At 46.5% G+C, this 10,439-nt stretch carries 11 protein-coding genes; 2 read left to right on the forward strand and 9 right to left on the reverse strand.

The features are described from left to right. Both ASF92_RS15600 and ASF92_RS15605 read left to right on the forward strand, forming a co-directional pair. A complete protein-coding gene (locus ASF92_RS15600) occupies positions 1-447 on the forward strand; it encodes a ubiquinol-cytochrome c reductase iron-sulfur subunit (protein ID WP_056095200.1) in 447 nt (148 codons plus the stop codon). Next, on the forward strand, positions 444-1,670 hold the full coding sequence (locus tag ASF92_RS15605) for a hypothetical protein (RefSeq protein WP_056095202.1): 1,227 nt from the start codon (positions 444-446) through the stop codon (positions 1,668-1,670). Before ASF92_RS15600 ends, ASF92_RS15605 begins: the two co-directional genes overlap by 4 nt. 66 nt (positions 1,671-1,736) lie before the next feature. Here ASF92_RS15605 and ASF92_RS15610 read toward each other — a convergent pair whose 3' ends face one another. The 9 genes from ASF92_RS15610 to ASF92_RS15645 all read right to left on the reverse strand — a co-directional run bounded on the left by ASF92_RS15610 (position 1,737) and on the right by ASF92_RS15645 (position 10,427). Continuing rightward, positions 1,737-2,438: a metal-dependent phosphohydrolase gene (locus ASF92_RS15610; protein WP_157263926.1), complete on the reverse strand. Its 702-nt coding sequence runs from the start codon at positions 2,436-2,438 to the stop codon at positions 1,737-1,739. A 7-nt stretch (positions 2,439-2,445) separates the two neighbouring features. After that, on the reverse strand, positions 2,446-4,395 hold the full coding sequence (locus ASF92_RS15615) for an LTA synthase family protein (RefSeq protein ID WP_056095210.1): 1,950 nt from the start codon (positions 4,393-4,395) through the stop codon (positions 2,446-2,448). A 3-nt stretch (positions 4,396-4,398) separates the two neighbouring features. Then, positions 4,399-4,647: a hypothetical protein gene (locus tag ASF92_RS15620; RefSeq protein WP_147273669.1), complete on the reverse strand. Its 249-nt coding sequence runs from the start codon at positions 4,645-4,647 to the stop codon at positions 4,399-4,401. A 98-nt stretch (positions 4,648-4,745) separates the two neighbouring features. Further along, positions 4,746-4,922 (reverse strand): hypothetical protein, encoded by a 177-nt coding sequence (locus tag ASF92_RS21255; RefSeq protein ID WP_167398035.1) that lies wholly within the window; start codon positions 4,920-4,922, stop codon positions 4,746-4,748. Positions 4,923-4,944: 22 nt separating this feature from the next. After that, the gene (locus ASF92_RS15625; RefSeq protein WP_056095215.1) at positions 4,945-5,631 is read right to left on the reverse strand and encodes a DUF1345 domain-containing protein; all 687 of its coding nucleotides are present in this window, start codon (positions 5,629-5,631) and stop codon (positions 4,945-4,947) included. A 9-nt stretch (positions 5,632-5,640) separates the two neighbouring features. Further along, on the reverse strand, positions 5,641-6,384 hold the full coding sequence (locus ASF92_RS15630; protein WP_056095217.1) for a ZIP family metal transporter: 744 nt from the start codon (positions 6,382-6,384) through the stop codon (positions 5,641-5,643). Next, positions 6,374-6,907 carry a divalent metal cation transporter gene (locus tag ASF92_RS15635; protein ID WP_197413309.1) on the reverse strand — a complete coding sequence of 178 codons (534 nt, stop codon included), beginning with the start codon at positions 6,905-6,907 and terminating at the stop codon, positions 6,374-6,376. The genes ASF92_RS15630 and ASF92_RS15635 overlap by 11 nt, the downstream gene beginning before the upstream one ends. Before the next feature lie 3 nt (positions 6,908-6,910). Continuing rightward, a complete protein-coding gene (locus ASF92_RS15640) occupies positions 6,911-9,103 on the reverse strand; it encodes a heavy metal translocating P-type ATPase (protein ID WP_056095221.1) in 2,193 nt (730 codons plus the stop codon). 148 nt (positions 9,104-9,251) lie between these two features. Then, positions 9,252-10,427 carry an efflux RND transporter periplasmic adaptor subunit gene (locus ASF92_RS15645; RefSeq protein WP_231729836.1) on the reverse strand — a complete coding sequence of 392 codons (1,176 nt, stop codon included), beginning with the start codon at positions 10,425-10,427 and terminating at the stop codon, positions 9,252-9,254. Between the last annotated feature and the right edge of the window lie 12 nt (positions 10,428-10,439).

Here is a 10,439-nt window from a genome sequence, read left to right on the forward strand (position 1 = left end):
ATGAAAAGAAAAGATTTTATAAAAGGCTGTGGAATGGCCTGCCTTGGAGGCCTTGGGATCACCACGTTGATCAGTGGATGCAGCAGCCTGGTGCCGGCGACGGGCGAGATTGCAGGGGATAACCTGGTCGTAGAAATGAAGGACTTTGAAATCAGACAGGAAAAAAATGTCCAGTTCAAAAGATACATTGTAGTCAGCAATGACCTGCTCCGATATCCCATCTGTATCTACCGGCATGATGAACTGAATTATTCTGCACTATGGATGCAGTGCACCCACCAGGGAACCGAGCTCCAGGCTTTCGGAGACAGGCTTCAATGTCCGGCCCATGGAAGTGAATTTGACAATAAGGGCAGAATGACAAATGGTCCGGCAGAAGCAAACTTAAGAACTTTCCCCATTACCATAGAAAAAACCAGGATCAAAATTTCACTGAAGGCAGTATGAAAAAACTCTTTACGCTTATCATATCTATTGGTATCGGTCAGATGGCTTTTGCCCAGATCGACCCGAAACTTTTAAGGGCCAAACCCAGTGATACAGCAAAAAACTCACTCAACATGGATGCAGTTTATGAACGGCCTTTTATTGCCGTGGGAAAACTTCCGGTATCAGTGGGCGGGTATATGGAAGCCAACTGGCAGTATCAGGGTACAGACGGGATCTCTGAAGGACAGCAGTTCCAGTTCAGAAGGATGACGCTATTTGTAGCCTCAACCATTTCCAAGCGCATCAAGTTCCTTTCCGAGATCGAATTTGAACCTGCTGAAAAAGAAATAGCGGTTGAATTTGCTGCGCTGGATCTGGAACTGCACCCCTTGCTTAATTTAAGGGGTGGAATGATATTAAATCCCATTGGTGCATTCAACCAGAACCATGACGGTCCTAAATGGGAATTCACCGACCGTCCGATCGCCATGACACAGATGCTGCCTGCAACCTGGAGCAGTGCAGGATTCGGGATTTATGGCAAGAACTATAGCGGTGACTGGATGCTGGGCTACGAGTTATATGCCACAAGCAGCTTTGACGATTCCATTATTGCAAACCCTGAAAACAGAACCTCTCTGGCTGCCTCAAAAAGGAATCCGGAAAGGTTTGAAGAAATTGCAAGCGGGCAGCCGCTTCTAACGGGAAAGGTTGCGGTACGCAGGAACAATATAGGCGAACTCGGCGTATCCTATATGGGAGGTGTTTACAATAAATGGCAGTCGGACGGAATTGTTATCGATGACAAACGCAGGTTAAATGTTTTCGCCATAGACTTTAACACTACACTTCCCAAACTTAAGACCTTCATCACCGCTGAGTGGGCATGGATCAGGGTAGATGTTCCCGACACCTATTCCCAGCAGTTCGGGAGCCGTCAGATGGGCGGATATATAGATATTGTTCAACCTGTGATCAAAAAAACGATTCTGGGCTGGCAGCATTCTGTTGTAAGTTTAGCCTGCAGGGTAGAGTATGTGGACTGGAATGTAGGGAAGTTCAGGGAGACCGGCGGGAATATTGGTGATGAACTTTTCAGCGTAATGCCCGGCATCAGTTTCAGGCCAAGGCAACAAACCGTGCTGAGGTTTTCCTACCGAAAACAGTGGCAGAAGGATATCCTTGGAAACCCGCCTGCCAGAACCGGAGCGGTGCAGTTCGGGGTGTCAACCTATTTTTAATGATACCAGCCAGGATAAAAGCGACAAGAAGCCTAAGAGTATATCCCATTCATTGTCCAAATCCATTTAGGGTGTTTGGCCTGATTTATTTTTTATGCGTTCCCGCACCAAATGGATATTATTTTGCTTTCCCTGCGAGAGCATAGACTTGCAATAAGGCGTAAAAAAACGGTGGGCTGATAGAAATGCAAGTGTTTCTTTATCCCAATGGCTTAGGTCCACATCTGCCCTTTTCTGCATTTCGCGCGCAACCTTTGCATCGGTGATGAGAAATTCCTCATTGCCCAGGTTATAGGTATCCGCATCACAGATAATTTCTTCAAGGATATTGCTAGGGCTATGTGGAATGGAGGTGGAGAGTATGCAGCGGCCGATGGCGGAAATGCTATCCGGTGCAATCCCTTTATCTGAAAGAAACTCTTCCATCAGCCGCACGCTTCGATGCTCATGGCCGGCAGGAGGCCCAGTTAGCTGCCCGGTGTCATGAAACCATGCGGCAGAGAAAAGTATGAATTCCTGAAGGTCATCCAGGCGAAAATTGGAAGCGATTTCCTGGGTCCTTTTGACCACAAGTCTGGTATGATCCAGATCGTGGTATGCCAGGTCAGCCTGCCAGTGCTCCTCAAAAAGATAGCTTACATAAGCTTGAACATCTCCTATAAGCATACTGAAGATGTTTCTGCGCCTGCGCTTAAAAAAGTATTTACCTGTTAGCAGGATCACAGACCCCGCTAGCACACAGATCAATAATAACTGATAATAATTCATAATATTCTTATTTTTTTAATCCGCCTGTCCTAAAGAGATAATAGGCACTCTGATAATAAGAAATGGCTTCCCTTCCAAGTGTTTCAGAAGATTTCGCCGAGGTCTGTGTATTGGTTTTGAAATCATAATGATAGCTCTGCGGAGGCTTCCTTGGACTGAGTACCACAAGGGTGTCGCTACGGAGATAACCGAGCTTTTGATAGGTTCCTAGCAAGATCCTTGGGCGGTACCCGGCTGATCTAACATCCATACCGAAGTTATTGCTCTCAAAGTCCCATTTCAACAGGCCGAACAAGGTTGGATAGAGATCTATCTGTGAGCAAAGGCTGGGAATTATTGAAGGGGGCTGTCCATTGAGGTTGTATATCATCGCCGGGATATGGTAACGGGAGATATCAATCTCGTTCTTTCCTGCGCTTTCCGCGCAGTGATCGGCAACGAATATAAACACGGTATTGCTGAACCATGGCTTTTTCCGGACCTGTCTTAAAAATTCCCCAATGGCATAATCGGTATATTTTACTGCGCCCTCTCTTCCCGTGCCTGGTGGGATATCTATCTTTCCTTTGGGATAGGTAAAGGGCCGATGGTTGGAAGTGGTCATGACAAAATCGTAGAAAGGTTTCTTTAACGAGTGCCTTTTATCCGCATCACGGATTACCGCAGCGAAAAGATCCCCGTCCGAAACGCCCCAGGCATTTTCAAAGCTCACTTCGCTATCGCTCAGGATGGTCCGCTTTCCCAGATAGGCATCACCCATTGTAAGCTTCCTCCCCCTATCTGTTATGTCATAGCCATTGCTTCCGAAGAACTGGTTCATATTGTCAAAGTAACCGTCCCCGCCATAAAAAAAGCCTGTGGAATACCCACGTTTGGAAAAAATACTGCCTATTGTGCTCAGGTTTGCATTATTGCTCCTCCTTACAATACTATTCCCCGGTGTTGGCGGAACGGCGAGGGAAAGCGCCTCCATCCCTCGCACGGTACGGGTGCCTGTTGCATACATGCGCTCAAATAGGATGCTCTCTTTGGCCAGCGAATCCAGAACAGGTGTCAGTTTTTGTGTATTGCCAAAAGTGCCCATATAATCAGCGCTGAAACTCTCCATGACCACCATGATGACATTGGGTTCCGTCTGGCCATTACCGGCCAGAACCGATCTACGTACCGAAGGACCTTTGAAAATAAACCTGCTAGAGGAAGAGGAGAGTTCTTTTCTTACCAAATTGAAGGCAAGCTGATTTGTGAGCATCGGATAAAACTGATCGTAGCTAAGTTCATTCGCCTTGAAGGCCGCTACGAAAGAATATATCCCTGCTTTGGAAATTTCTGCCGCATAACGGTTACCGCTTTTATCCCCCCAGGAGTTATCTATCTCGATCGTATAGAATATTGCTGTCAGAATGATCAGGGCTGTATTTACCGATCGACGGGCAAAAGGTGTAGCAGACTCGAAGCTCTTCCTGAACGCCCCCTTCATAAGATAGTTCCATAAAAAGGAGATTATGACAACAGCTGAAATCAAAAGCGGCAGCGGATAGGACTCGTTGATGTTGTGCACAACCTCATAAGTATAGACCAGATAATCTACTGCTATAAAGTTAAAACGGCTCTCAAATTCCCGCCAAAAAGTAAATTCTGCGAAAAAAGAAAATACCGAAATCAAGACCATCAGAAAAAGAAGGATATGGGTAAACACCTTGTTAAATCCAGTCCTGTTCCATTTTTGGGGAAGGATGAGCAGATAAAAGGCATAAATTACACTGAAATATGTGGCCACCCCAAGATCGAAGACGAATCCTTTAGCAAAGGCGGTGAGGATTTCTCCAAATCCCAGCCCCGCCTTTCCGAGCGAAATCGCAGTAAAACTGATCCTCAGCATGGTCGAGACACAGATGAAGAAAAAGATAAAGAAATATAGTACACTATATCGGCTTTTCATAAAAATCTGCTTCATGGTTTATTTTTTAGATCCGGGGGTGTTGATAACAGAATCGTTGTTTTTTTCGTTGGTATCCTTGTCCCAATGTGAATTATAGAAATGTTTGGCTTTAAAATAAATGGCGAGTGCCAGCAGCAGCGCCAGTATCCAATAAAATACCATCAGGAAAACCGATTTCTTTGGCCCCTTGGCCTTTTTCTTTTTTGGAGCTGTTCCCCCACCCCTGGCAGCAGCAGGCCTGGGCCTGTTGTTTCTTTTGATCTGCATTTTATTCAATGTTTTAAGATCGGTCAGGAGCCTTGTGGATACCTTTCCGCGGTTTGGATTATATTTTGTGTGATCAGGGGATAGTCTTTGCACTGCCATTATCCCTCCAGGCTGATAAACCATTGCTGGGCCCTGTTGATGGCGACCTCAACAATATTGAGCTCGCTTACCTCTTTGGTAATTCTAAGCTCGTTGGCGATCTCGATCGCTTTTTCCCTTACCCTTGGGTCAAGGTCCTTCATCTCAAGTGGAAAATTTTCTGGTGTCCAGTCCATAGGTTTTTAGTTTTAAATTAAATTATTTTTGGATCATGCCCGAGAGCACATTGATTGTCAGGGCAACTATTACTGTATTAAAGGCAAATGAAAGAACACCGTGCATCCATGCAAGCCTTCGGATCCGTTTGGAGGAGATTTCTACGTCAGATACCTGAAAAGTCATTCCAACCACGAAAGCGAAATAGACAAAATCCATATAATCGGGATCTTCTCCTCCCGGAAAGATCAGTCCTCCGGGTTTTTCTATTTTTCCTTTCTTCTCATGCTCGATGTCACAGTAATAGAAATGTGCATATCGCATGGTAAAGACCGTATGAACCAACCACCATGAGCTAACCACGCAGAGCAACGGAATAACGATAGTCATAAAAAGGCCCTGATCGGTCTTTTCCGAATTTTCACGCAAAAGGATAATAATGGAAAAAAGACTGGCGAATGCAGCAGCTATGGCAAAAAGAAAAATGAGCGTCCTGCTTGAATCCTGCGCATGGGCATCGTGTTTTATCTGACTGGGATGCGAGGAGCTAATGGTTGTCCATGCAAGCGCTATGCTGGTTGTTGCATAGCTTAGCCATACAACCATCAACCTGACAGAGGCTTCCAGTTCCGTAGCATAGCAAATACCAAGGACGGCAAGAGCAACACCCAGGGAGAGGTAAAGTTTATGGTGCGCATCGAACTGACTGATTTTAGCGATAATATTCATCGGTTTAGATTAAATAATGAGCCCCAGAACCATAAACAGAAGAAATCCTAAGAAAAAAGCCGCGGTAAAAAATGGAGAATCCTTTTCTTCATGGGCTTCGACAAGAAGTTCCTCGGTAACTAAAAACAGTAATGCTGCGCTACCAAATGAGAGCACAAGTTCCAGTACTTTTTCTCCTGTAAAATGCAGCATAAAAAAACCTCCCCCTGTTCCCAATAGAAAAACCAGGCCAAATAGCGAGAGCACCCTGATCAGCCTCCTTTTGGAACTTCCAAGCTTGGTCAGCCTGGTACCTACTGCAAGTCCCAGCGAAAGGCATTCCATCGCAAGTGCCAGTGCAAGCAGGGTTCCTTCTTTTGATCCCGCTGCAAATCCTATCCCTAAAAGAAGACCGTCCAAGAGCAGGTCAATGCCTACCGCGATAAGCATTCCCCAAGGCAACAGCTTGCTGTCGTTTGTTCCGCCCATTTTGAGCTCAAGCCTGGCGGTATACCATTTGATCAGAAGCATGGCCGAAATACCCAAGGTAAAACCTATAATTATCGCGGTTGTATCATGGATCCTGATCATATCTGGCAAAAGCTCGACTGCCACGACTGAAAAAACTACCCCTGCAGCAAAGTGGAGGATCGTACTCTGCACAGCAGCCGTGGGCTTTTTCCAGGTTACGATCATTCCACCGACTATAAGTAAGACGACCGGAAACGCTGCAAACAGCAGTATGTTTAATGAAATAAGTTGTTTAGCCTGCATAATTCTTTCTTAAATAAAATCTATAGGCACCAAAGGAAAGGTACCCTAGATTGAGGTCGAGGCATGTGCCGATAAGAATCTCCATGGGGGTCAGGAACAGATATTTCAGCACTGAGCCAAGTGTCGAGTAAGGCAGATAGATGATGAAGAATAGAGGTACTCCGGTAAAGAGCACACTAAAAACAATTGCATGAACGGCAGGAAATATGAGATGCTCCACAGCGTCCATATCAGCGATATCGGCACCAATGTTCAGGACGATTGCCGGCACGCTGAATATGATCAACAGGTACAATACCCATTTTGGATAGTGTTTCCTAAGCGTTTTGGTCAGCCTGATACGGTCGCAATCCTGGATTGCAGCCATCAGGGGGAATGTATTGATCATTGCCCAAAGCGTTGCCAGACCATATTTTGCACCGCCCCGTGAATAGGTGGAAATACCTGATGGGTCATCGTCACTCGCACCGGTAACGATGCCCGGCCCCAGGGCTTTCAGGAATTTTTTAACCTTTTTGAACATGCCTTATTTTTTCCTCTTTTTCGGTGCTTTTTTATTATGTCCGTTGTCGTAAGCAAGTAAGCGCAGCGCATTAAACACTACGACCAACGTCGATCCCTCGTGGGCGATTACTGCCGGTCCGATCGAAGCGACACCCAGTATGGTCAGTGGAATAAGTGCGGCGACAACACCAAGGGAAATCCAGAGGTTCTGTTTAATGATGCCCCGGGCTTTACGGCTAAGCCCGATGGCAAAGGGAAGACTTTCCAGCTTATCGCCCATCAGGGCAATATCTGCTGTTTCCAAAGCAACATCAGATCCCGCAGCGCCCATAGCGATACCTACGGTACTTTTGGCCATGGCCGGGGCATCATTCACGCCGTCTCCCACCATCGCAACCATTTTTTCTGATTTGGCGAGTTTCTGTACTGCCTTGACTTTGTCTTCCGGCATAAGGTTGCCCCATGCCTCGGTTACACCGATCTGTTTAGCTACCGCTTCTGCAACCTGTTGGTTGTCCCCGGTTAGCATAATCATTTTTTTGATCCCCAGCTCTTCGAGTTCTTTAAGCACATGTTTTGCCTCTTCACGGGGAACATCCATAAGGGAAAGAATGCCGATGAAATCTTTATCGACCCTGACAAGCATTGAAGTATGTCCGCCCTTTTCCAGCTCTTCAACCTGTTTGAGAATATCTTCGGGTATTCCATCCTTTTCAAAAAGGGCCTTGTTTCCAATGAATACTTTTTTACCGTTGACCTCAGCCTGAACACCTCTTCCGGTAATGCCTTTCACGTTATGTGCCTCAGGAACGGATTTTTTCTTCATCTTTTCGAGTGCGCCTTTTACAATTGCTTCGGCCAGCGGGTGGTCGCTGAGTTTTTCAACTGCAACAGCAATACCCATTAGTTCCTCTTCTGACATGTCGTTCAGTGGAATCACGTTTGTGAGCTGGGGCTTGCCTTCGGTAAGTGTTCCGGTCTTGTCGAACGCGATGGCGTTGAGTTCGCCCAGATCTTCCAGTGGCCGCCCTCCCTTTATAAGGACTCCGCCACGTGCAGCCCTTGCAATACCGCTAAGTACTGCGCTTGGGGTAGAAATCGCCAAAGCGCACGGGCTGGCAGCAACCAGTACGGACATCGCGCGGTAGAAACTTTTGCTAAAAGGCTCATCGATAACCAGGAATGCAAAACATAGTGCGGTCACAAGAACCAGTACAACTGGAACGAAATACTTTTCGAACCTGTCGGTAAATAGCTGCGTTGGGGATTTTTGTTTTTCCGCCTCATTTACCATTTTGATCAGGCGTGAGATGGTAGAATCCTTGGCTTCCCTGATTACCTTAACCTCCAGAACCGATGCTCCGTTGATTGTTCCGGCAAATACACGGAACTGGGGCTTGATGGTTTTTTCGGCAGAATAGTCCTTTGATGCGTCCGGTACGGGTGATTTGTCCACTGGCACACTCTCTCCTGTTATAGGGGCCTGATTGACACTGCCCTCACCCTTTACAACCACTCCGTCTGCCGGAATCTTGCTGTTGGGCTTGATGATAATGACATCTCCAAGCTGAAGCTCTTCGATGCGCACTTCAGATTCCTTGCCATCCCGGACAACCAGGGCTGTTGGGGGAGCCAGACTGGTAAGGGCAGCTATGGATTTTCTTGCCTTGCCCATCGCATAGTGTTCCATCGCATGTCCCAGACTGAACAGGAAGAGCAATAATGCGCCTTCGGCCCAGGAGCCCAGGATCGCTGCGCCGATTGCGGCGACCAGCATCAGAAAGTCGATCTCAAAGCCACCTTTCAATATAGTTTCAACTGCTTCCTTGGCCGTAAAGAAACCGCCAAAGAAATAGGCTGTTATGTAGAGTGCAAGGCTTGCCCATTCGGGAACACCGTCTATGAAAGAAATTCCAAATCCTATCCCCAGCGCCGCGCCACAGATAAAGGCGAAGATCATTTCCGTGTTCTTCCCGAAAATCCCGCCATGTTCATGATCATGGCCTTCCTCTTCAGCATGGTCAAGATGAGCCTCTTTCTCCTTTTCAGCTTCTTTTCCCTTCCTGGATGGTTTTTCAGAAATAGGCTGTGAAGAAGTTTTGGTTTCTTCCTTTACCGGCTTCGCTTTTGTTTCTTTGGAATCTGAGCCTTCCTTCCGGACTACAGGCTTTTTGGCAGATGATTTGGTGTCGGATTTTTTCTTCTTGTTTTCCATATCGGGGTAAATTGATTTTTGTTGAATATTCAGGGCAACCGCTTTATCTGTATTCTCTGCCCGTGTGGGTTCACTTTTTTTAAAAAGATGCCTCCCTAACGAGGCACCTTTTATTCAATGTGTGTACTAAAAATTCTTTGTGGGGACTTTACTCTTCTTCGCTGTTCTTCATTTTTGACAGCAGATCATATGTACCTTTAAGTACAACCTTGCCTGTAAAATCCCGTCCCGAAGGCATAGTTACCTCTATATAACCGCCATCGGATATACCCGTTGTAACCTCTACCATTTCGAAATGATGGCCGGCCTCAGTGGCGCTTTCTTTGTTTCCCGACTCGTTTTTTGCTGGTTCCTTTGCCTTTTTTTCCGCCGAGTTCTGGACGAAAATGTATTTTTTGCCCTCAAAGTCTACAACCGCTGCAGAAGGCAAAGCCATTACCTGCACGGCACCTGTTTCGATGAAAGCCTTAAGGTAAGTACCAGGGATAAACCCGGCGCTTCCCTGGGCAATAGCATGAACGGTCACGGTCTTATCGGCATTGATCTCACCGCCTACCAGCTGTACGACAGCAGTACGCTGGGTTGAATCATTGGTGAGTGAAAAAAGCACCTTCTGTCCTTTTTTTACCTTTTGTGCATCTTTCTCGAAAACGTTGAGCTCAACGTGGAGATTCGAACTGTTTACGATTTCGAACATTGCATCATTGGGGGCCACAAATTTGCCCGTATTTACGTTAACCTTGGTTACATAGCCATTGATCGGCGAGTAGATATTTATCTGGCTACGGATATTGCCGGCGTTTAGCGAGGACGGATTGATATTGATCAGTTGAAGACGTTGCTTTAATGCATTTTCCCTTGCAAGATTTCCCAGATAAGCTGCTTTGGCCTGTTGGAGTGTTTTTTGAGCATTAACGTTTTGCTGGGCAAGGGTCTGTTGTCTTTTGTATTCAGAATCCGAAAGTTCAAGCTGGCTTTTGCTCTCCAGGTAATCCTGTTGCATCTGCACATATTCCTGATTCTGGAGTATGGCAATAACCTGACCTTTGCTCACCTTTGTCCCCTGTAAAAGCGGAGTGGATTTTACAATACCGCCCATCTGAGTGGTAATGCTCACCAGGTTCTGTGGTGGCACGTCAATAAAGCCATTTACTTTCAGCATACCGCTGAGTGCACGGAGCTCGGGACTTCCCAGCTCTATCCCTACAGACTTGAACTGTGACTGGCTGAGCTCTACTGAGTTGCTTTCCTCGGTGGCCGTGCTGTCTGCAGAGGCTTCTGTTCCAGCGCCATCTTTTTCCTTGCTGCCGCAGGAAGAAAGCACTACTGCCAGTGC

Origin of the sequence: Pedobacter sp. Leaf176, from assembly GCF_001424305.1 — a bacterium.
Lineage (GTDB): Bacteria > Bacteroidota > Bacteroidia > Sphingobacteriales > Sphingobacteriaceae > Pedobacter.